The 21,128-nt window shown below is 67.5% G+C and carries 17 protein-coding genes and 1 pseudogene; 5 read left to right on the forward strand and 13 right to left on the reverse strand.

All coding sequences use genetic code 11. The features are described 5' to 3' along the window. The 9 genes from ACWD01_RS28135 to ACWD01_RS28175 all read right to left on the reverse strand — a co-directional run. Positions 1 to 920, reverse strand: a 920-nt coding sequence (locus tag ACWD01_RS28135) for a 2-oxoacid:acceptor oxidoreductase family protein (protein WP_451165599.1), incomplete at its 3' end; no start/stop codon positions are given. Between the two features lie 190 nt (positions 921 to 1,110). Next, positions 1,111 to 1,821, reverse strand: coding sequence for a 4'-phosphopantetheinyl transferase family protein (locus tag ACWD01_RS28140; protein WP_451165600.1), 711 nt, complete (start codon positions 1,819 to 1,821; stop codon positions 1,111 to 1,113). 81 nt (positions 1,822 to 1,902) lie between these two features. Continuing rightward, a complete protein-coding gene (cmlS, locus tag ACWD01_RS28145) occupies positions 1,903 to 3,615 on the reverse strand; it encodes a chloramphenicol-biosynthetic FADH2-dependent halogenase CmlS (protein ID WP_451165601.1) in 1,713 nt (570 codons plus the stop codon). A gap of 13 nt (positions 3,616 to 3,628) precedes the next feature. Further along, positions 3,629 to 4,255 carry a hypothetical protein gene (locus ACWD01_RS28150; RefSeq protein ID WP_451165602.1) on the reverse strand — a complete coding sequence of 209 codons (627 nt, stop codon included), beginning with the start codon at positions 4,253 to 4,255 and terminating at the stop codon, positions 3,629 to 3,631. After that, positions 4,252 to 5,613: a class I adenylate-forming enzyme family protein gene (locus ACWD01_RS28155; protein WP_451165603.1), complete on the reverse strand. Its 1,362-nt coding sequence runs from the start codon at positions 5,611 to 5,613 to the stop codon at positions 4,252 to 4,254. Before ACWD01_RS28155 ends, ACWD01_RS28150 begins: the two co-directional genes overlap by 4 nt. Then, the gene (locus ACWD01_RS28160; RefSeq protein WP_451165604.1) at positions 5,613 to 6,311 is read right to left on the reverse strand and encodes an SDR family NAD(P)-dependent oxidoreductase; all 699 of its coding nucleotides are present in this window, start codon (positions 6,309 to 6,311) and stop codon (positions 5,613 to 5,615) included. Before ACWD01_RS28160 ends, ACWD01_RS28155 begins: the two co-directional genes overlap by 1 nt. Before the next feature lie 19 nt (positions 6,312 to 6,330). Next, entirely contained in the window at positions 6,331 to 6,648 is a 318-nt protein-coding gene (locus ACWD01_RS28165; RefSeq protein ID WP_451165605.1) for a hypothetical protein, read from the reverse strand. A gap of 542 nt (positions 6,649 to 7,190) precedes the next feature. Further along, positions 7,191 to 8,447: an MFS transporter gene (locus tag ACWD01_RS28170; protein WP_451165606.1), complete on the reverse strand. Its 1,257-nt coding sequence runs from the start codon at positions 8,445 to 8,447 to the stop codon at positions 7,191 to 7,193. Further along, positions 8,444 to 9,526 carry an ATP-grasp domain-containing protein gene (locus tag ACWD01_RS28175; protein WP_451165607.1) on the reverse strand — a complete coding sequence of 361 codons (1,083 nt, stop codon included), beginning with the start codon at positions 9,524 to 9,526 and terminating at the stop codon, positions 8,444 to 8,446. Before ACWD01_RS28175 ends, ACWD01_RS28170 begins: the two co-directional genes overlap by 4 nt. 659 nt (positions 9,527 to 10,185) lie before the next feature. On the opposite strand from ACWD01_RS28175, the gene ectA reads away from it, so the two are divergent. Continuing rightward, positions 10,186 to 10,707 carry a diaminobutyrate acetyltransferase gene (gene ectA, locus ACWD01_RS28180; RefSeq protein WP_451165608.1) on the forward strand — a complete coding sequence of 174 codons (522 nt, stop codon included), beginning with the start codon at positions 10,186 to 10,188 and terminating at the stop codon, positions 10,705 to 10,707. Between the two features lie 158 nt (positions 10,708 to 10,865). Here the strand turns inward: ectA and ACWD01_RS28185 are convergent, their stop codons facing one another. Next, on the reverse strand, positions 10,866 to 12,137 hold the full coding sequence (locus ACWD01_RS28185; protein ID WP_451165609.1) for a pseudouridine-5'-phosphate glycosidase: 1,272 nt from the start codon (positions 12,135 to 12,137) through the stop codon (positions 10,866 to 10,868). Between the two features lie 561 nt (positions 12,138 to 12,698). On the opposite strand from ACWD01_RS28185, the gene ACWD01_RS28190 reads away from it, so the two are divergent. From ACWD01_RS28190 to ACWD01_RS28200, 3 genes are all read left to right on the forward strand, one after another. Then, on the forward strand, positions 12,699 to 13,331 hold the full coding sequence (locus tag ACWD01_RS28190) for an HD domain-containing protein (RefSeq protein ID WP_451165610.1): 633 nt from the start codon (positions 12,699 to 12,701) through the stop codon (positions 13,329 to 13,331). Positions 13,332 to 13,392: 61 nt separating this feature from the next. Beyond that, positions 13,393 to 14,913, forward strand: a complete 1,521-nt coding sequence (locus ACWD01_RS28195; protein ID WP_451165611.1) for a vanadium-dependent haloperoxidase — start codon at positions 13,393 to 13,395, stop codon at positions 14,911 to 14,913. A 562-nt stretch (positions 14,914 to 15,475) separates the two neighbouring features. Then, a complete protein-coding gene (locus ACWD01_RS28200) occupies positions 15,476 to 16,345 on the forward strand; it encodes a GNAT family N-acetyltransferase (RefSeq protein WP_451165612.1) in 870 nt (289 codons plus the stop codon). Positions 16,346 to 16,495: 150 nt separating this feature from the next. On the opposite strand, the gene ACWD01_RS28205 is transcribed toward ACWD01_RS28200, so the two are convergent. The 3 genes from ACWD01_RS28205 to ACWD01_RS28215 all read right to left on the reverse strand — a co-directional run bounded on the left by ACWD01_RS28205 (position 16,496) and on the right by ACWD01_RS28215 (position 20,434). After that, entirely contained in the window at positions 16,496 to 16,915 is a 420-nt protein-coding gene (locus ACWD01_RS28205) for a PRC-barrel domain-containing protein (RefSeq protein WP_451165613.1), read from the reverse strand. A 221-nt stretch (positions 16,916 to 17,136) separates the two neighbouring features. Then, positions 17,137 to 19,029, reverse strand: a complete 1,893-nt coding sequence (locus tag ACWD01_RS28210; protein WP_451165673.1) for an ABC transporter ATP-binding protein — start codon at positions 19,027 to 19,029, stop codon at positions 17,137 to 17,139. A 592-nt stretch (positions 19,030 to 19,621) separates the two neighbouring features. Further along, on the reverse strand, positions 19,622 to 20,434 hold the full coding sequence (locus ACWD01_RS28215) for a phage baseplate protein (protein WP_451165614.1): 813 nt from the start codon (positions 20,432 to 20,434) through the stop codon (positions 19,622 to 19,624). Positions 20,435 to 20,827: 393 nt separating this feature from the next. Here ACWD01_RS28215 and ACWD01_RS28220 point away from each other — a divergent pair. Further along, positions 20,828 to 21,022: pseudogene (locus ACWD01_RS28220) on the forward strand (transposase); the annotation flags it as partial. Positions 21,023 to 21,128: the final 106 nt, after the last annotated feature.

Here is a 21,128-nt window from a genome sequence, read left to right on the forward strand (position 1 = left end):
ATCTCGTCCTCCGCCTGGAAGGTCCGCACACCGAAGTTCTTGTGCTTCGACAGCTCGTGGAGGATGTCCGAGGCCGGGGTGATCGGGTACGAGCCGAGATACAGCGGCAGGTCCGCCTGCTTGCTCGCCGCGATCAGGCCGTAGGAGAGGGCCAGGTTCCCGGAAATGATCCGGTAGGTGCCCGCCGGGAAGGCGGAGCTCGCCGGGGCGACCTCGTACGAGACCGCGAAGTCCTCCGTCGTCTCGCCGAAGTTCCAGCCCGCCCGGAACGCTGTGATGTTCGCTTCGGCGATGTCCGACTTCTTCGCGAACTTCGACCTCAGGAAGTTCTCGGTGCCCTCCGTGGGCCGGTGGTACATCCACGACAGCAGGCCCAGCGCGAACATGTTCTTCGACCGCCCCGCGTCCTTGCGCGAGAGCTCGAACTCCTTGAGTGCCTCGACCGTCAGGGTCGTCAGCGGCACCGGGTGCACCCTGTACCCGTCGAGCGAGCCGTCCTCGATCGGCGAGGTGTCGTAGCCGACCTTCGCCATGGCCCGCTTGGTGAACTCGTCCGTGTTCACAATGATCTCGGCGCCGCGCGGCACGTCCGCGATGTTCGCCTTCAGGGCGGCCGGGTTCATTGCCACGAGGACGTTCGGGGCGTCTCCCGGCGTGAAGATGTCGTGGTCGGCGAAGTGCAGCTGGAAAGAGGAGACACCCGGCAGGGTGCCGGCAGGGGCTCGGATCTCGGCCGGGAAGTTGGGCAGCGTGGACAGGTCGTTGCCGAACGACGCCGTCTCAGAGGCGAACCGGTCACCCGTGAGCTGCATACCGTCACCGGAGTCGCCGGCGAAGCGAATGATCACTCGGTCCATCCGGCGCACGTCTTTGGTGCCTTCGGGCCGCGCCCCAGGCAACGCTGAGCTGTTCTTGAGCATGAGTGATTCCCGTCAGTCCATGATTGCGCAGATGGTCTTGCCTGGGGTGAGTGAGGCGTCCCGTCCGCGACGTGCCCCGCTCCCCTCACCGGAGACAGGGCAGACCACGAGAACGCCTGCCGCGTCGGGCCGCCCGGCCCCTCGCGCCGAGCGTGGCGGGGCCGGTCCGGGCCGGCGGCCCCGCAGCTCGCTACTGGTCCAAGGCCAGGGATCGCGTGACCAGATCGGTTATTCGATGCGTACTGGCGATCGCTGCGGCATGCCCTTCCACGAGCACGTCCAGCAGGTGGACCTGGAACGAGGGCCAGTCCTCGGCAGGATTCCCCTGTGGCAGTGCCAGGTCGCCCCGTACCCCGATACGGTCCAGCCGCGCCGACAGTCCGTGTCCCGTGAGCTTGACGGCGGCCTCCTTTCTCGACCACAGCCTCGCGAAGGCTTCCATCCGTTCAACCGCGGGCAGCCGGGACAAGGCCGCGCGTTCGTCCGGTGTCACGGTGCGGTCGATGAGGCCTTCCGAGACGCCGGAGTCCGGAAGCGTGTCAAGGTCGATGCCCACGAGCCCCTGTGCGACGACCCCGATCAGAACCCGGCGGCGGGTGTGTGTGACCGAGTAGTCGTAACCGGCTCCGACGACTCGAGGGCGGCCGTGGCCGGCGCCGCAGCGGTCGCAGGTGCGTTGGATGCGTACCTGGCGGGTCGGTCTTCCCGTGTAGCGACCGGCGATCAAACGCTGTGCCGCACGCGAGGTGACGAACAGATTCCGCCGCCCGCCCTCGGGAATCTCCCCGGCACGGGCCGCCTCGTCAGGCGTCAGCAGCACTTCCCAGTCCGGGCGCGCGCGAACGGACACCGACCAGAGGTGGCATTCGCCGGCGGCCGGCAGGGCGTCGACGGCAGACACCTCCGCTCCCTTCCCTGGGTGGTTTCCGAAACTGCCGCCCGTGGCGTCGGCGGCCGGGGCCACGGGCGGCAGATATGGGGGTCAGACCTCGTATTCGGTTCCCACGCCGTCGAAACGGAGGCGGTCCTGGATGAAGACCTTTTCGCCGTGCTTGTCGTAGCCGGTCAGGAGGCCTGCCTCCATGAGGCGAATGACGATCTGGGAGCTGAGTTCCTGCTGGCCGGTGTCGCCCAGGCTGCGGATCAGCTCCTTGTAGCCGACGTCCTCCTTGAGGAGACGCCTGAAGATGTCCCGGTGCTTCTCCTCCAGGGTCCACTTGATCATGTCGCGGCCCTGCTCGTTGGCGAGGACCTGCTTGGCCGCCAGGCCGAACGTCTCGGGGTCGACCTTGTAGTACGGCTTGAGGATGACCTCCTCGCCGTTCCACTGCAGGCGCGTGATGCGGTTGAGCTTCTTTGTCAGCTGACCGATCCACTGCACGCGGGCGGGGCCGAGCTCCTTGTCCTTGAACTCGTCGCTCAGCTCCATGCGCTGGTGGCGTCCGATGCTCATCAGGATCGTCGCGCGGTCGCGGAAGTCCTCCACCGACCAGGTGCCGTCCTTGCTGGAGGCGGCCAGGCGGTCGAACCAGCGCATGCTCGTCAGGCGCTCGTCGTCGGCTCCGGTGATGGCCCGCTTGTTCCAGTACTCGGACTCCGGTTCGGTCATGGAGGCCATGGTGTAGAAGGAGGCGAGGAACTCGTGGTACTGGTCGTAGGTTTCGCGGTAGGCGCGGTTGTACCAGGCGTGGACTTCTTCGGCCTCCTCTTCCTGCTTGGTGATCCGGTCGATCGCGGCGGCCGCGGAGACGGCCGACTGCGTGGCCATGTGGACGCCCTGGGAGAACAGCGGGTCGGTGAAGCAGGCCGAGTCACCGGAGAGGAAGTAGCGTCCGTCGGAGTACACCTCGGAGTCGTACGACCAGTCGTGGATGACGCGGACCTTGTCGACCATTTCGGAATCGCCGAGGATCTCCTTGGCCCGTGCGGCCTTGGCGAGGGTTTCCCGGAAGAAGCGGTCGGGGCCCATCTCCTTGAGCTCGGCCGACTTCGAGCGGTCGACGATCAGTCCGACGCTGTAGAGGTCGTCCTTCAGCGGGATCAGCCACACCCAGCCGTCCTCGAAGGTGATGGAGTAGGTCGTTCCCTTGAGGTCGCCCTCGAAGGGGTCGGGGCAGCGGAAGTAGGACCAGACCGCGAAGCTCTTGAAGTACTCGTCGTAGCGCCGCACCTTGAGCTTGCGGGCCAGGGGCCCGTTGGGGCCGCCGGCGTCGATCACGAAGTCGAATTCGGCCTGCTGTGCGGCATCGCCCTGGCCTGCGGTGAGCGACACCTTTCGGGGATCCGATATGTCCACGTTGGACACCGAGGTGTTCTCGTGCACCTCGATGCCGCGTTCCTTGACCTCGTCGAGGAGGATCTTGTCGAACTCCCCGCGGTCGACCTGTATGGAGTGGTCGAAGACCCACGGCGAGGTTTTCGGGGTGGTGAAGGAGAAGGTCCACGGGGCCCCCTCCTGTCCCCAGAGGAATGTGGCCGAAGGCTTCTTGATGAAGCCGGCGGCATCAATCTTCTCCTGCAGGCCGAGCCGGTTGAAGATGGACAGCGAACCGGGCAGGAAGGACTCCCCGACCCGGTAGCGGGGGAACGTCTCTCGCTCGTAGACGACCGGCACATGACCCAGCTTGTGCAGGGTGAGGGCGGCGGTGCAGCCGGCAGGGCCGGCCCCGATGATGGCGACGGTCGATCGGTTCACGGGGTATTCCCTTTCAGGACTGAAGCGACTTGATGGATTTGATGCGGCTCGGCGCGATGTAGGAGAAGCCGCTTGCGGCGTCCTCGAACAAGGTGAGTCCTGCCTGGAAGCGGCATTCGTCGCCGATGGAGACCTCGGGGGCGACCGTGCAGTCGAGGCCGAAGAAATTCCAGTCTCCGAGTTCCACACTGTTTCCGCTGTGGAAGTTCGGGGAGAGGAAGTTGGCCGATCCGATGCGGGAGTGATTCCCGACCGTACACCGGTAATTGATGACGTTGTAGCTGCCGATGACGACGTTCACGCCGACATAGTTGTCCGGCCCGATGATATTGCCCAGGCCTTCGATCGCGGCGGGATCGACGCGGGAGGAGGGGTGGACGACATTGACCGCCGCCAGCCCCCGAGGCGTGATATATCCGTCGATCAACTCGCGCCGCTGTGCCATGTCGGACACCGCAAGGACGACTTCCGCGCCCTTGGCCGGCTCGTATTCGGCGAGCTTGGACCACTTTCCGTCCGGTGCGTGGACCTCCTCGCCCTCGATGGCGAGATAGTGCTCGATTTCGAAACCGGAGTCCTCGGCGTAGCGCGCCACTTCGAGGGCGAACTTGCCCGCCCCGATAAAGAGCAGACGGGTCACTGCATGATCCTCTTCTTCTTGAACCGGCTCGAGACGGACATCTCGTCGATCACGGAGATCTTGGCGGGCATCTTGAACGGCTCGACCTTGCCGTCGAGGAATGCGCGGACATGCCGGCGGACCTCGGACTTGCTCATGTCGCCGGCAGGCCGGACATCAACATGGACGGCCTGTCCGGTGATCGAGTTCGGCTTCCCGTAGACGGTGCAGTCGGCGATGTGAGGGCTGCCCAGGAGGATCGACTCGAGTTCCAGTGGGAGGACCTTCTCGCCACCGACGTTGATGATCTCCTTCGCACGACCCTTGACCTTGATGTAGCCGTCCCCGCTCTCCTCCACGAGGTCGCCCGTGCGGAACCATCCGTCCGCGGTGACGGCCTCGTTGGAGTAGTTGAGGTAGCCGAGGAACTGGGTCTTGGTGCGCAGCTGCAGTTCCCCGTCCACGACCCGGTATTCGACGCCCTCGTCGGAGATCTTGAAGTACGTGCTGGACGACGACTCGCTCTCCGTGGTCGAGATGCCCGTCTCGCTGGTCCCGAAGGTCTGGAGGAGGCGGGCACGCGGGAAGGCCGCATGGACGCGCTTGAGCAGTTCCTCCGGCATGGGCTCGGTCCCGTAGGTGATCAGCCGCAGGCTGGAGAGGTCGAACTTCTCGTGAAAGCCGCCGATGAGAACGAGGTTGAGGAACGTCGGGCTGGTCGGGAGCAGACGGATGCCGTACTGCGCGACCAGTGAACAGATCTCCTCCGGCGTGCGCCTGGCCGGCACCACCGCGGTCGCCGCGCTGCGCACGACGCCGAGGAGGGAGTTGATCCCCCCGATGTGGTCGGCCAGGAGGAACAGCAGGATGTGCGGGGGCTTCCTGCCCACGCGCTCACTCGTGCCGATCTTCTCCTCCACCAGGGAGTCGAAGTTGTGCAGGACCGCCTTCGGCGTCCCCGTCGATCCACTGGAGAGGAGGACGAGCCCGGCCGAGCCGGACGCGATCAGTCCTGCGTAGAGCTCCGCGGCGCCCGGAGGCGAGTCGAACGGTTCGACCACGACCTCCTGGTCCACCTCCACGACGTATTTGGGGCGGCAGGCCTCGCGGACGGCCGCCAGCGTCGTCTCGGTGAACGTCACGACGGGCACCACCACGGCCTTGCGGCGGTAGAGCGCGAAGAGGGCGGCGATGTGGGAGAACGAGAAGTCTCCTCTGAGGACAACGGCGTCGTGCGGCTTCACCCCTGCCTCGTCCAGCATCGTCTCGATACGCCGGATCTCTCCGGCCAGTTCGGTGTACGTGCGACTTGATTCCTTGTGGACGACGGCAGTGCGGTCTCCCAACCGCTCCAACCTGTCAACCAGGGTGTCCCGCATCAGTGGATTCCTCCCAGATAGAGCGTCTCGCCGGTGACGAAGCCGGAGCGGTCCGTGGTCAGGAAGTCGACCGGCCCGGTGATGTCCCCCATCTCGCACATCCGCCCGATCGTCTGCCGGGCGACGACGGCGTCGAGGGTCTCCGGCGGGAGCGTTCGGGTGAGAACGGTGCGGACCGGCGGCAGCCCGATCCCGTTGACCCGTATCCCCGACCCGGCCAGTTCCTTGCTCATGACACGGACCAGCTGCTCGACGGCGCTCTTGCTCGCCGAGTAGACGAGCTGGCCGTCCAGGGCCCACGGCACGGCGACCGTCGAGACGTTGAGGATCGCCGCGGACTCCGCCGGACTCTTCTGCAGGAGTTTGGCGCCCTCCCGGCAGCAGTTCAGAACCGCGAAGAAGTTGAGATCGAAGACTTCGCGCGCGGTCTTCTCCGGCGTCATCATGAAGTGGTTCATGACCGCGGTGCCCGCGTTGTTGACGAGCGCGTCCAAGTACCCGAACCGGCGGCGGACATCGCGGAACATGGACCGCACCTGTGCGGCGTCGGTCACGTCGATCTCGTGATGCCGGTATTCGGGGTGCTCAATGCTCGAGGGCCTTCGGCTGCAGCCGATGACGGTGTCCCCGCGCTCGAGGAAGTGTTCGGCCAGAGCCTTCCCTATGCCGGTCCTGGTTCCGGTGACCAGGGTAATCATCGGAGCGGCCCCGGCCCGGTCAGGCCGACTCGGAGACGGCGACGCCGGCCTCGTCCAGCTCCGCCTCGATGAACTTGATGAGCCGGCTGACGCTGCTGAACGGGCTCACCCTCTGGGACACGGCCTTCTCCGAGGTCAGCGAGATCTCCACGTCGTACTCGTCCTCGAGGGCCTCTTCCACCTGGGTCAGGAAGTTGACCAGCTGCATGGAGTCGAAGACTCCGTTGTCCCCGTACAGGGAGAGGGAGGGCAGGTCCGTGGTGGGGATCTTCTCGTCCCTCCGCTCGTTGGTCTCTTCGATCGCGTCCTTGATGAGGGTGAGAAGTCGGTCGGTCATGGCTGGAATTCCTCCCGGTATGAGGTGGAGATGATTTCGAGTGACTGCTTCGCGAAGGGGCTACCAACGCGGCGAGCCAGACTCCTGCACCTTCTTGTCGAAGCATCACGTCTGCAGGGTGACGGCACAATCACCGAAGTCGCGGCACAAGCGATTTCGCGAGGATTTATCAACTTGTACGAGTGAGCCACTCAGGATCAATCCTGAGTGGCTCCACCCATGAACGTCAAGCTATTCCTCAACCTTTCACGACTGCTGCCGCGGGCTGATATTTTGGCCACATAAATGCACCCCTCCCGCCCCTTTCAATTGGGGGCCGTCAGGGTGCCGCAGTTCGTTGCCGTGCAGCGAACAAACAGATTTCCGCAGTTCGGGTCGAAACTGGAAATGTTGATGAGCTCAGCCGGTCGGGAGAGGCAGTGCATGCCGGTCCGCCCGTAACACCCGCTGCGGGGCGTTACGGGCGGACCGCCACGACGATCGACGATGCCCCGCCACCGGCGCGTCGAAGCGGGCCGCAGGGAGCCCGACGGCACTCCCGGTCACCGCGCGCTCGTCTCGTGCGGCTTGGCGTGTACGGCGTCGGTTTCCGGGCCCGAACGGGCCAGTCGTGAACGGACGAGGAAATAGATGCCGACCACGATGCCGACACCGGCGATTCCGCCGAACCACCACGGCAGGTCGCCGTGAACGCCGTAGAGGTAGACACCGAGTGCCGGCCCGACCGATACCCCCGTCGACTGCCAGAAGCCCAGGAACGACTGGTACTTGGCTGCCCCGCCCTGCGGAGCCGCCTTCGCCGAGATGTCGGAGGCGGTGGGTGTGACCACGATCTCGCCGGCTGTCCAGAGCACGACAGAGATGATGATGACCGGCCAGCTGATGCCGAGAGCCAGTATCGCCATGCCGCTGACCACGCAGGCCGATCCCAGCGCTGCCGCGATATGGGAGGGAACGCGTCTGAGCAGGACCGAGACCGGGATTTCGAAACACATGACCATGACGGCATTGGCGGTGAGCATGGCGCCGAATACTTTCGCGCCGAATCCCGCGTCGATGACCGACAGCGGCAGCGGCCCCAAGTGCATGGCGTAGATCATCGTCGTGAGTCCGAAGAGGACGCAGAACGCCATGTAAGCCGGGTCGCCGGACAGGGACTTCGGTTCCCTGTCGCCGGGTGCACCGCTCCCGGATCCGTCGTCCTCTTCGCGGAGCTTCGCAGGGAGAGCCAACAGCATCAGCGTCGACGCGAAGGCCACGATCGCATTGCCGAGCAGCAGGGTGCTCATATGGGATTCGGCCCAGAATCCCCCGATCATTCCGCCGAGGGCAACTCCCAGATTGAAGGCCGTGCGGAACCCGGCGAACATGGTGAGCCGCCGGTCCGCGGGGGCCGTGATGCTGATGACCGCCTGTGCCACCGGAGAGAAACCCTGAACCGCCAGGGACAGCAGCGCGGCGAGGATCACCGAGGCGAGGTATCCCGTCAGCCCCATCAGCGCCAGCGACAGCAGTCCTGTCGCCAGCGTGAAGAGCACCAGGGTGCTGCGCAGCCCGATGCGGTCGGCGATCCAGCCGGACAGGCCCGCCCCCGCCATGCCGGCCCCTGCGACAACGGCCAGGGCCATCGTGATCTGGCCGGGATCGAAGCCCCGGGAGGCGAGAATGAGTGCCAGGAATATGGCGAAGAACCCGCCGACCCGGTTGAGAAAGGCACTGACCGAGACGATCAGGATCGGTGTCGGGATGCCCTTGACGGTGCGGTACGGCCGCCGGCCTGCCGTCGGCGTTCCGCTCATTCGCTTTCCAGCAGCTCGAAGTCCAGCTTCACTGTCCGCTGCGCCTGGTCCAGCAGTTCCGCGCACTCCTTCTCGTCGCTGCCCTCGACGATGATGTACGCGTAACGCGCCACGTAGTCACCAGGCGGACAGCGCAGGACGTCTCCCGGATAGGCCGCGGAGCCCGCTTCCACGACGCCGGGCGAGTTGACGGTCTCTGAAAGGTCGACCGACCGGTACACCAGGTCCCGCTCGGGCCTCAGGAACCGGATGCTCACCGTCTTGGACCGCGTGCGGGAGATCGACGGTTCGCGCCCGGTGATGACGTCGACCGACGCCGCTCCGGTGTCGATGCCGGTGGCCATCTCTCCGAGGCGCGGGATGAGATCGCCGCCGGGGCGCCCGTTGATCTCCACGATCACCGGTCCCTGCGGGGTGAGCTTGACCTCGGTGTGAGTCGTCCCGTGGGTGATCCCGAGGACCTCGTGGGCCTTCTGCAGCATGTCGATGAGGGATCGGTCCTGCAGGAGCGGGTCGTCACCGGTCACGGTGTGCCCCACTTCGACGAAGTACGGCTCGTCCTCCACCTTCTTGTGGGCCACGAACTTCGGCAGGTACCGGCCTTCGTAGACGACACCGTCGATGCTCACCTCTTCACCGGTGAGGAACTTCTCGACGATGTAGTCGTCCGGCACATGGACGCCCGGGTAGCCGGCCTTGGTCGACACGGTGAAAGCCTCGGCCATGTCCTCGAGGCGGTGCACGCCGACGACGCCGTAACTCGAACCCAGTGTCCGCGGCTTGACGACGACCGGGCAGCCCAGTTCCTTCGCGGCCGAGTACGCCTCCTCCGCGGAGTAGACGGTCGTGAATCCCGGCTGGGGTACTCCTGCCTCTGTCAGGAGGCGTCGCGAGGTCTTCTTGTCCCGGCACTTGGCGGCGGTGGCGGCCGAGAGGCCCGGAAGTCCGAGGAAGTCCACGATCGCCGCGTAGAAGGGCAGCACCGCTTCATCGGGGCACAGCACCCCGACAATGTCGTGGCGGTCGGCCAGTTCCTTCGCCGCCTGCACCATCTCGTCGACGTCGAAAAGGTTCAACACGGTGGATCCGATGGCGTAATCACGCTGCCATGTGAGCTCGTCGCGTTCGAACAGCCAGACCGGATGACGGTCCGCCGCAGCCCGGAGCAGATACTCCCTGTAGGGCCTGTTGTCCCGGCCCTTCTGGCTTCCGATCCCAACGACCAAGAGCACTTTCTCGCGTGCGTGCTGGACGGCCACTACGGCACCCTTTCCTTGAACCATCAAGAGAAGTAAAAGGCTAACAGCAGGAATTGCAGCGATCCAGAGTCAGGAAATTGAACATGACGGGGCGTCAGGTCCATCGCACGACCGGAGCGAGTAGTGGTCGGAGGGCTGCTGATCGTATGACAGGGAGTGGCATCGCCGCAGCTCCTGGCGGCACCCCTTCCGGGGGCGCATCGGCGGGAAGTCTCTGTTCAACCGAGGAAAGTACTCGGTTGAACAGGGCCGGCCGGATCGCCGTCCAGTGGATCCACGCTCAGAGATTACGTGGTTTCCTCGTGCTTCACGAGAAGGTGTCGAACGCCTTCTCGTGAGGATGTGGACGAAATGCCGGCAGTGCAGGCAGACTCGGCGTGCCGTTCGGCCGCCGTTGTCCACATATTCGGCAGTGGGCCCGCCCTGCCTGTCATCCGGCCGGAACTTCAATTAACCTTCCACGAGGGGAAGAACGAACGATGACCGAATCGACAGCGCTGAAGTCCAGCACCGCCGTCCACTACCGCACACCCACCCAGCAGGACGCGGTCGCCGTCTGGCAGATGGTCCTCGACGAGCCGATGCTGGACAACAACAGTTCCTACCACTACACGCTCTGGTTCCGTGACTTCGCCCAGACGTCCATGGTGGCCGCCACCGCGGACGGTGACATCGTGGGCTTCCTGACCGGCTACCGCCGGCCCGAAGAGCCGGACACCTTCTTCATCTGGCAGGCGGCGATCAAGCCCGACAGTGGCGTTTCGGGCCTGGGGGTCAACATCCTCGTGAACGCGATCGACGCCCAGGTGGCCACCGGGGCGACGTACGTCGAGACCAGCGTCTCCGCACAGAACAAGGCGATCACCATGCTGCTTCACATGGTCGCCAGGAAGTACGACGCCGAAACCCACACCGAGTTGTTGTTCCCGGCGGCGGGGCTCCCGGGGGGCGACCACGACGAGATCCTCTACCGCATCGGGCCGTTGACGCCTCGCGCCTGAAGCCGTGGTGGGGTCGCCCTGAGCCCGGCCGACCCCACCGCCATGGCCCGCCCGAACGGGGCGGCAGCAACGGAACCGGAGCCGGCCCGCGCCCGAGTCGTCACGCCGGCCGGACGCCCAGCGGCATCCGGCCGGCGCACCCGTACCGCGTCCGGCCCTCATGGTCTGATCGAACCAGGGGTGCGCGACTCCCTCAGAGGCCGTGAGGGAGCTTCACCCACGTTCGCACGTTCCTGGACTTCCCGGGCAATGCTCCGCCACGTCTCTGAGCACTGGATGGCCAACTCGGCCACACTCGCCGCAAGGTGAGGCGGCAGGTTCTGCACGACCTGCCGGGAGGTGACTCTCACCTGCTGGTGCAGGTGCAGCCACCGCAGCAGTTCTCTGCCCGATTCCGAGGACCTCAGTGAAGGATCCCTCTGCAACGACTGCAGCCGCGTCCGCATGTTCTCCCGCTCCCGGGCGGCTACGCGCAGATCTGTGACCTGAGGTACTGAGCCATCACGGGCATCGGACGTTCGCGGCCTACGGCGGTCCCCGCGCGTGACTGGATCCTCGCCGCGGCGCATCCGTTCCCTGACGTCGTGCGCGGTACCCAGGGAAACTCCGGCGACCTTGGCGATGTGCCGTAGCGGAGCGAGCGGTTCGGCCGACAGCGCCTCGGCCGCCAGCCGTCGGCCGTCGGCCGAGCTGAGCGGACGACGGCGCCCGTCCTTGCCCACCCGCACATCTTGCTGCGAGGAACCCGGGTTCAGCCGCCGCCGGATATTGCCGACCGTCTTGGCGGACAGCCCCGCGCATTCAGCGATCCGCCTGTCCGACATGTCCTGCCGTGAGGCGATGATGCGCTCGGCCGCCGAACGCCGGTCCTCCAGGGAGAGCGGGAGGCCGTGCCTGGTGTTGACTCGCACGGCTTCGACGAAAGCCTCCTCCTCGCTGCCGTCGAAGAACTCGACCCTGATGAAGTCGTGGCCTTTTTGCTTGGCCGCGCGGAGCCTGTGCATCCCGTCGATCACATGATGTGTGGCCCTGTGGACCAGGATGGGCGGCCATTCGGTTTCACTCTCGACCAGCCTCTGGACATGCTCCTCGTCCTCTCCTGCGCGGCGAGGCGAATCAGCGGGCTGGAGCCGGTCCACGGGAACGAGGTGAGACGCCGGTTCGCAGGACTTCAGGTTCTCCGGTTGATCGTTGCCGTCGAGCCGGGCTTCCATGCCGGCCACAGCGGAGGCGATGCCGGCCCGGGCCGGCGCGACGCCGTCTTCCCTCACCATCTTGTGCGTGCCGAGCACGGTCACCACATTCGCCGGCCGCGGCAGCCCGTGGGTCGCGCCGGAGGACTCCGTCGAAACCAAGAGCTGTTCGGACGCCACCGCCTTGGGCACCTGTTCGAACGTCGCATACAGATCGGTCCCATTGTGTGCGCTCATCGATGTCCCTTCGTCCACGGCGGTCGGCGCCGGCGGAGATGATCTCCTCCGCCTGCCGGTCGATCTCGGCGGCGGGATCCTGCGGGTGGCCGGAGGCGATCAGCAACAGGTGAGCGCCGTCCGTCAGTTCCCACCACCAGGTCACGGTGCCTGCACCACTGACACTCGGACGAGGATGCCCGAGTGCCGCTCCCCTGCGGACCATCAATCATGCGGCGGATCCTAGAAGGGTCCGTTCCGCAACGACAGCAACCGCCTGGGGATCCATCAGGTCTCCCGGGTCACCATGCGGAACCCGGTGGATATCCGGGCTAGTTGACTAAATCCCCGGGTGCCGCCTGTGCTCCTGCGGGCCGGTACCTAGTGTCTTGCCTGTCTCCGACGAGAGCGCGTCGAGCACGACCACAGGTCGTGTCGCGGTAGTTGACCGCCAAAGGCCGCGATCCGTCGCCGCACACCGCCGGGCGCACCGTCCGCCGTCCCCGGACCGTACCCGCCCCGCCAGAGCCCCGTCCCCCGCCTCCCTTTCCGTGCCGCTGACACCTGCCCTCTGGAGCACGCATGACCATTGCCGACATCAAGGTCCCCGACAGCGCCCTGGCCAAGGAGGCCACCGAGCTGGTCCGTGACACGGCAAACGAACTGATCTTCCACCACTCCCGTCGCGTGTACCTCTTCGGCGCCCTGCAGGGCGAGCGTCGCGGCCTGTCGTACGACCCCGAGCTGCTCTACGTCGGCGCCATGTTCCACGACCTGGGGCTCGCCGAGAAGCATCGCTCCTCCACCCGCCGCTTCGAGATCGACGGCGCCGAGGACGCCAAGGAGTTCCTCCTGGCGCGCGGCGTCCCCGCGGACTCGGCCCGTGTGGTGTGGGAGGCCATCGCCCTGCACACCACTCCCGAGATCCCCACCTACATGGCTCCGGAGATCGCCCTGGTCACCGCCGGCGTCGAGCTCGACGTTCTCGGCATCGGCTACGACGACATCACCGACGAGCAGCGCGCCGCCGTGGTCGCGGCCCACCCGCGCCCCGACTTCAAGAACCAGATCCTGCGAGCCTTCAACGACGGCATCGCGCACCGCCCCGACACCACCTTCGGCAACATCAAGGCCGATGTCCTCGCGCGCTACACCGAGGGCTATGTACGGCCGGACTTCGTCGACATCATCAACGGCTCGCGCTGGCCCGAGTGATCAGCCGCATCACCGCCTGCCCGTCCCGACACCTCACTGAGAAAGGACCCGTGGCACCGTCATGAAGTCCCTCCGTCCCCAGACGAACCCGCTGAAGCGCTGGGCTGTCTTCGGGTCCCTCACCGCCATGACCCTGGCCGGCACGATCACCGGTCCCGCCGCCTCCGCGACGTCGAGCGACGACCCGACGAACCCGGCCGCGGCGCCGGCCACCGCCAACGGCGACAGTGTCGTCCTGCAGTGGAACAAGCAGGTCAGCGAGGCGATGCGGGTGAACAACCAGGGCTCCCCGCACCCCACTCCGCCGCCGGTCGGCGGACGGACGCTCGCCGTCGTGCACAACGCGATGTACGACGCCTGGGCCGCGTACGACGCGAAGGCCGTGGGCACCCAGCTCGGCGGCGACCTGCGCCGCCCCGCGGCGGAGCGCACCGAGGCCAACAAGCGCAAGGCGATCAGTTTCGCGGCGCACCGTGCACTGGGCGACCTGTTCCCCGAGCAGCGGGCGACGTTCGACGCCAAGCTCGCGGAGCTCGGCTACGACGCGGCCGAGGCCGGCTCGGCCGAGGCGGGCACGCCCGCCGCCGTGGCGGTCACGGCGACCGACGCGCTGCTCGAGGTCCGCCACCAGGACGGCTCCAACCAGCAGGCCAGCCCGGCGTACAAGACGCCGGAGGGCTACTACGAGCCGGTCAACCAGGCGCAGGACGTGGACGACTTCGACAAGAGCAAGATCGTCGACCCGAGCCGCTGGACGCCGCTGAGGCTGAACGGATTGACGCACGACTTCCTCACCCCGCACTTCGCCGATGTCGAGCCGTTCCTCATCGATGACGTCGACAGCTACCTGCCGCCGGCACCGCCGCGGTACGGCAGCGGGGCCTCCAGGCGCGCCATCGCCGAGCAGATGAAGATCAGCGTGCGCCTGACGGAGCGCCAGAAGGCGATCGCCGAGCACTGGCAGTACCGGGACACCTCGTCCTCGTCCATCCCCCAGGAGTGGGCGGCCTTCGTCTCCAGGCGCGACCGCCACAGCCTCGACGAGGACGTGAAGCTGTATTTCGCCCTCAACGTCGCCCAGGGCGACGAGGCGGTCGTCGACTGGAAGACCAAGGTCCACTTCGACTACGGCCGCCCGATCACGATGATCCGGTACGCCATGGACGGCAAGAAGATCCTCGGCTACGCCGGGCCCGACCAGGGGACCAAGCTGATCGACGGCGCCAAGTGGCAGCCCTACCTCAAGACGCCCGCGTTCGCGGCCTACGGCTCGGGGCACACCGGCTTCACCGCTGTCGGTGCGGAGATCCTCAAGCAGTTCACCGGGTCCGACAGGTACGGCGGGACCGACGTCGTCAAGGCGGGCAGCTCGGCCATCGAGACGAACATGCCCTCGAAGGACATCAAGCTGAAGTGGGCCACGTTCTCCGACGCGGCCAAGGAGGTGGGCGAGTCCCGCCTGTGGGGCGGCGTGCACTGGAAGTTCGACCACACCGTGGCCGACACCCAGGGCCGTGAGCTCGCCCGCGACGTGTACGCCGAGGCGCAGCAGTACTTCGACGGCACCCACCCGGACGCCTGATCCCTCCCCGTCCCACCGCGTGGCCGTCTGCCCGGCAACCCCGGGCAGGCGGCCACGCCCCGGCGGCCTCTCACTGCATCGCGCATCGGCATGAACTGCACCACGGCCTCGTGGAGACTCTCGACCGCCAGGACCGTGGCGAAGCGCTCCGGCTGGTCCACGAACACACCTGCCGCCTGAAACCTCCGGCATCACTGCCGGTTGGCCGCCCGGGCGATCGTCGTCCCGATGGCGCCGATGTCCCCGAGGCCGTCGGCGCCATGGGGCACGTGGCCACCATCGTCGCCGCGTGCTCCTCCGAACGGAAGTATCCAGGGGGCCGGACGCCGGTCGGGGGCCGCAGTGTACGAAGCAAAACTCCACAGCCGCGCGCCCCAGCGCACACGCCCGCGCGCATGATCCGCGCACCGGAGCCCCCGTCCCGCCCGCTTCCGCCGGCACACCGGCCGCCATCCCGCACAAAAGCGGCCTCGTGCGCCCTTCCCGAACCCCAGCTCCCCGCCACACCGGCCGGCCGAAAACCAGGTGCGGCTTGCCGTCGCGGCGGTGTCTGATCTGCGGTATGACGATTGTGCTGGGCAAGCCGGGAGTCGACGAGCTGGGCGAGGCTGTGGGCGTGCTGCGGGAGTGGCAGTACGACGGGGCGCCGATGCAACTGCATCCGGGGGATCTGGGCTGGTTCTGGCGGTTCGGCGCAGAGGCGACGGCCGCGGCGGTCCGCACCTGGAGCCGGGACGGACAGATTCTCGCCGTCGGGCTGCTGGACGGTCCCGGGCTGTTGCGGCTGACGATCGCGCCAGGCGCCCAGCGGGACGAGGAGTTGGCGCGGGAGCTGATCGATGACGTGACCGAGCCGGCGCGCGGTGTACTGGCAGAGGGAAAGGTGTGCGTCGACGCGCCGCCGGGCTCACTGGTCCAAGATCTGCTGTTCGAGGACGACTGGAACACCGACGAGCCGTGGACGCCGCTGCGCCGCGACCTCACGGAGCCGGTGGAGGACCCAGGTGTGCGGATCGAGGTGATCGGGCCGGAACAGGCGCACGTACGGGCCGCCTTGCAGCGGGCTTCGTTCGACAGGTCGACGTTCACGGACGGGCACTGGCACGCGATGGCGGCCGGATTGCCGTACGCCGACGCCCGGTGTCTGGTCGCGTACGACGACCAGGAGGGCAACGCGGTCGCGGCGGTGACGGTGTGGTCGGCCGGTCCGGGGAAGCCCGGGCTGCTGGAGCCGATGGGCGTGCACCGGGAACATCGCGGTCACGGTTACGGCAAAGCGGTCAGCCTCGCCGCGGCGGCCTCACTCCAGGAGCTGGGCTCGTCGAGCGCGACCGTCTGCACCCCGAGCGCCAATGTCGGCGCCGTCGCCACCTACGAGGCAGCCGGCTTCCAGCAACTCCCCGAGACCCGGGACCGACGCCGGGACGCCTAGGGTCAGCCCGTCCAGCGGACCGCCTATGAGCGTCGCGCAGGTCCGCTGCGGGAGCGGGCGTGGACCGGGGTTGTCGTGGCGAGCTCCTGCGGCCCGGCGCTCGGCCGGGGCGCCGGAGCACCGCGTCCCGGCCGGTGACGGCCACGCCCGTCAGCGGAAGTACGGGAACGGCGGGTACATGTAGCCGGGGCCCCAGAACGGCGGGAAGCCGTAGTGGGTGTACACGCTGTCGTAGTAGCCCGACTGGTCCGCGAGTTCGGGGTCGTACTCGGGAGCCTTGGTGACCTGCTCCTGCGACGAGTCGATCTGGACGTACTCGTCGGCGACGTGGGTGACGGCGTCGACGGGGATGAACGTCTTCTTCTCCCCCATGCCGAGGAACCCTCCGTGTTCCACCAGCAGGAAGCGGACCTTGCGCTCCTCCTCGTCGATCAGGAGGTCGCCGATCTTGCCGAGTTCGTCCCCTGCCCTGTTGACCACCTTTCGGCCGCGGACGTCCTGCTCGGGTGCCGCGACGGTCTGGTCGGATTCGGAGATCTTCTTGAGCGTCGGGATCGGGCCTGTCGTCATCGCGAACCGCTTCCTTTCGTGGTGGGCTGCCGTCTCTCCGTGACCGGGTGCCACTCCGGGTGCGGATCATGCACCGGTCCCTGGGCCGCCGGGTACGCGATCACGGCCGGAGCCCGCTCGCACTTGCGTCCGACAGGCGGACGGGGCCGCGTGCTCCAGCCCACCACTGCACCGTGCGCGGCGGCCGGCCCCGGGACCGGTCGCCGCGCACCGGCAGCGCCCTATGCCACGACGGGCGCCCCCTCCGCGCTGTGCGCCGGCTGGCGTTCGAACTGGGTGCGGTACAGCTCGGCGTAGCGGCCGTCGGCCGTCAGGAGTTCCTCGTGGGTGCCGCGTTCCACGATCCGTCCGGACTCGACGACCAGGATGAGGTCCGCGGCCCGGACGGTGGACAGCCGGTGCGCGATGACCACTGCCGTCCTGCCCTCCAGTGCCTCGGCGAGCGCCTCCTGGACGGCGGCCTCCGAGGTGTTGTCGAGGTGGGCGGTCGCCTCGTCCAGGATGACGACGCGCTGCCGGGCCAGCAGCAGGCGTGCGATGGTCATGCGCTGGCGTTCGCCGCCGGAGAGCCGGTAGCCGCGTTCTCCGACCACCGTGTCCAGGCCGGCGGGCAGGGACCGTACGAGGTCCTCCAGGCGGGCGCGGCGCAGGGCGTCCCACAGGTCGGATTCGTCCGCGTCCGGTCGGGCCAGGAGCAGGTTGGCGCGGACGCTGTCGTGGAAGAGGTGACCGTCCTGGGTGACCATGCCGATGGTGTCGCGCACCGAGGTGGTGCTCAGGTCCCTGACGTCGACGCCGCCCAGTCGCACGGCGCCCGCGTCGACGTCGTAGAGGCGCGGCAGCAGCTGTGCGACGGTCGACTTGCCGGCGCCCGAGGAGCCGACGAGCGCGACGGTCTGCCCGGGTTCCGCGCGGAAGGAGATGCCGTGCAGCACCTCGTCGCCGCCCCTGGTGTCGAGGGAGGCCACTTCCTCCAGCGAGGCGAGGGAGACCTTGTCGGCGGACGGGTAGCCGAAGCGGACGTCGTCGAACTCGACGGACACCGGGCCGCCGGGAACCGTACGCGCGTCCGGCTTCTCCTCGATGAGGGGCTTCAGGTCCAGGATCTCGAAGACCCGCTCGAAGCTGACCAGCGCGCTCATCACTTCCACCCGCGCCCCGGCCAGTGAGGTGAGCGGCGCGTACAGGCGGGTCAGCAGCAGCGCCAGCGACACGACCGCGCCCGGCTCGAGGGCGCCGCGCAGCGAGTACCAGCCGCCGAGACCGTAGACGAGAGCCAGGGCGAGGGCGGAGACCAGGGTCAGGGCGGTGATGAACACGGTCTGGGCCGTGGCGGTGCGGACGCCGATGTCCCGTACCCGGCGGGCGCGCTCCGCGAACTGCTCCGACTCCTCCTCGGGACGGCCGAAGAGCTTGACCAGCGTGGCCCCGGGGGCGGAGAACCGCTCGGTCATACGGGTGCCCATGGCCGCGTTGAGCGTGGCGGCCTCGCGCTGCATGCGTGCCATGCGGCTGCCCATGCGCCGGGCGGGAATGACGAACACCGGCAGCAGGACGAGTGCGAGGAGGGTGATCCGCCAGGACAGGGTGAGCATCACCGCGAGCGTGAGGACCAGCGTGACCAGGTTGCTCACCACGGTGGACAGGGTATTGCCGAAGGCCCGCTGGGCGCCGATGACGTCGTTGTTGAGACGGGAGACGAGCGCTCCCGTCCGGGTGCGGGTGAAGAACGCGACCGGCATCCGCTGTACGTGGTCGAAGACCGCGGTCCGCAGGTCGAGGATGAGTTCCTCACCCAGCCTCGCCGAGAGTCTCCGGCCGAGGATGCCGAGTGCCGCCTCCGCCACCGCGATCAGCGCGATGAGCAGGGCCAGCCGGACGACCGTGCTCTCGTCCCCGTCCGACACGATCGTGTCCACTACCCGTCCGGCCAGGACCGGCGTGGCCACTGCGAGCAGCGCCGTCGCGGTGCCGAGCAGAACGAACAGGGCCAGGCGGCGGCGGTGCGGGCGGGCGAAGGCGCCGATGCGACGCAGGGTCTCCCTCGCGAAGGGGCGGCGCTCTTCCTGCGCGTTCATGACGCTGTGCAACTGTGTCCACGCTGTGGTTTCCATGCTCATGGAAGAGAACGTAGAACCTCGACCGTCCTTGAGGTCAAGGCGGGCCCCTGTCCGCCCCCGGTCCCCCGGCCCGACCCGCCGCGCTGGGACGCCGCTCCGGCCGGGAACCGCTTTCGACCGCCGCCGCTCAGAATCGGAAAGACAGTCTCCGGTCCGGGATCAGGGTGGCGTCGAGGTCCGGAACCGGGCCAGGCAGGCCGCGTCCGTCCGCGGGGAAGGCCGGTCTCCCCTGCGGCGGGTCTCGGCGGTGCAGCCAGGCGATCTCCCGGGCAGCGGCGCGGGCCGTGCGCAGTGCCGCCACTGCGGTGGTGTAGATGTCGACCGGGACGTGCCAAGCGCTGGGGATGGGGGCGACCGGACCGAATACCGGTGCAACGCGCAGGCCGGTACTCCAGCCGTAGATCGTGATCTCACCGGTGCGGTGGTTTGCCCTTGGTAGCGGCAGGGTGCGGCAGCGGCGAGGGGGCGTCGCCAAAACGATCAGTCGAGCCGGTGGACGGCGTTGCGCACCGGCTGGGTGAGGGTGTGTATCTCGTTGTGCCGCCCGGCATCCCTACGGATGCCGGGCGCTCACCCCACCCATCGGTCAGGCGGAGAACTCACTCTTGTAGAAGACGCTGGACTCGAAGGAATCCGGGTCAGTCGATGTGATCTTCGAGGAGTAGCCAAAGGCGAGCCTGGGCGCTCCGTTGACCCGCCAGATGGCGATTCCCTGGGCCTCGCGGCCGGGGAGAGACTCGCCGGCGTTCGTGAGGAACTTCTCGACATAGCTCGACCCGGTGTCGTTCAGGTCGAGAGTGACGAGGTAGGAGGAGCGGTTCGGGCCGCCGAAGAGGAGATATGCGTAGCGACCGCAGGACGTGATGCCTTGGAAGTAGTCGGTGTCGCTCAGGCCCAGTTCCTGGTTGGTCGGGATCGCCCGCTCGGTCAGACGGTAGCCGTCGCTCAATCGCCCGGCCACGGCGTCGGCGAGGGTGAAGACGACGATGCGCCACGGGCGGGTGGCGCGCCCTGAGTGGTAGCGGAAGAGCACGCGGTTGTAGTGCGGGTCGATCGCCGGCCGCGGGCTGTGGGCGAAGCTGGAGACCGTAGGGGTTCGGTTGTAGATGGAGGAGGCCGTCGTCTCCAATGTTCCGCCGTCGATCCAACGGAAGCGGGCGATCCGGGTACCGGCGTCGTTGACCGCATGGCTTTCGATCCATATGTAGGGCGAGTTGCCCGCACCGGCCGCCTCCACGCCCATCGACGAGCCGTGGCCGAAGCCGTGGATGGCCATCGTGCTCAGCACGTTGCCGGACAGGTTCGTCTTACTCAGCCACAGATCACCGGTGTCGCTGCCCACCTTGTGCTGAGCGAAGTAGATGTGGCCGTTGGCACTGTCGTAGGCGAACGACTGCATGGCCCAGTAGGGTTGATGGAGCGTCTTGCGCCAGACCGGATTGCCGCCAGCCCCCGGGAGATAGAACTTCGGTGAATCAGGCACTATGGCATGCGCTGGACTTGCTGCGAGCAGCGAGCCACCGCCGCCCCCGCGGCCAGTTTGATGCCGCCGGTAAGCAGACTTCTGCGGCTGTGCGCCAGGCGGTCTGCTCTCTCGGGGTCAGTCACACCGCCACCTCTCCATCGACAACAGGTTCGAACGGCCAACCTAGCAGTCGGCCCAACACCGTGGCCCGAACTCGCTCTCGATCGCTTGCAGTTCAGGCCTAGGACTTCATCCTGGACCTGCGGTCGGATCTGCCGCACGCGAGAACTGCTGGATGCTCGCCGAGCGGGCCGGACACACCAACCGCACGGACTGCACCACCTGCTGTCCCCGGCCGAGTGGGACGCCGACGCAGTACGCATCGACCGCCGCGACCACGTCTTGGAGCACCTGGCCGACCGGACGCGGTGCTGGTGGCCAACGAGACCGGGCGACCTGAAGAAGGGCGCGCACATGGTCGGCGTTCAGCGTCAATACACCGGCACCGCTGGGGCATTGAGCACTCCCCGGTCGCCGTCTGCCTGATCCACTCGTCTGCGGGCCGGGCACGCGGGCACCGACCGGGACGGTATGTGCCGCGCTCCTGAACCGACGACCCGTCCCGCGG

This window comes from Streptomyces sp. NPDC002835 (genome assembly GCF_053591995.1).

Coding starts and splice junctions, on each gene's coding strand:
- ACWD01_RS28190 (WP_451165610.1), top strand. CDS start 12,699: ATGACCATTGCCGACATCAAGGTCCCCGACAGCGCCCTGGCCAAGGAG.
- ACWD01_RS28205 (WP_451165613.1), bottom strand. CDS start 16,915: ATGACGACAGGCCCGATCCCGACGCTCAAGAAGATCTCCGAATCCGAC.
- ACWD01_RS28155 (WP_451165603.1), bottom strand. CDS start 5,613: ATGCGGGACACCCTGGTTGACAGGTTGGAGCGGTTGGGAGACCGCACT.
- ectA (WP_451165608.1), top strand. CDS start 10,186: ATGACCGAATCGACAGCGCTGAAGTCCAGCACCGCCGTCCACTACCGC.
- ACWD01_RS28210 (WP_451165673.1), bottom strand. CDS start 19,029: ATGGAAACCACAGCGTGGACACAGTTGCACAGCGTCATGAACGCGCAG.
- ACWD01_RS28215 (WP_451165614.1), bottom strand. CDS start 20,434: ATGCAGTCGTTCGCCTACGACAGTGCCAACGGCCACATCTACTTCGCT.
- ACWD01_RS28195 (WP_451165611.1), top strand. CDS start 13,393: ATGAAGTCCCTCCGTCCCCAGACGAACCCGCTGAAGCGCTGGGCTGTC.
- ACWD01_RS28160 (WP_451165604.1), bottom strand. CDS start 6,311: ATGATTACCCTGGTCACCGGAACCAGGACCGGCATAGGGAAGGCTCTG.
- ACWD01_RS28200 (WP_451165612.1), top strand. CDS start 15,476: ATGACGATTGTGCTGGGCAAGCCGGGAGTCGACGAGCTGGGCGAGGCT.
- ACWD01_RS28185 (WP_451165609.1), bottom strand. CDS start 12,137: ATGAGCGCACACAATGGGACCGATCTGTATGCGACGTTCGAACAGGTG.
- ACWD01_RS28170 (WP_451165606.1), bottom strand. CDS start 8,447: ATGAGCGGAACGCCGACGGCAGGCCGGCGGCCGTACCGCACCGTCAAG.
- ACWD01_RS28165 (WP_451165605.1), bottom strand. CDS start 6,648: ATGACCGACCGACTTCTCACCCTCATCAAGGACGCGATCGAAGAGACC.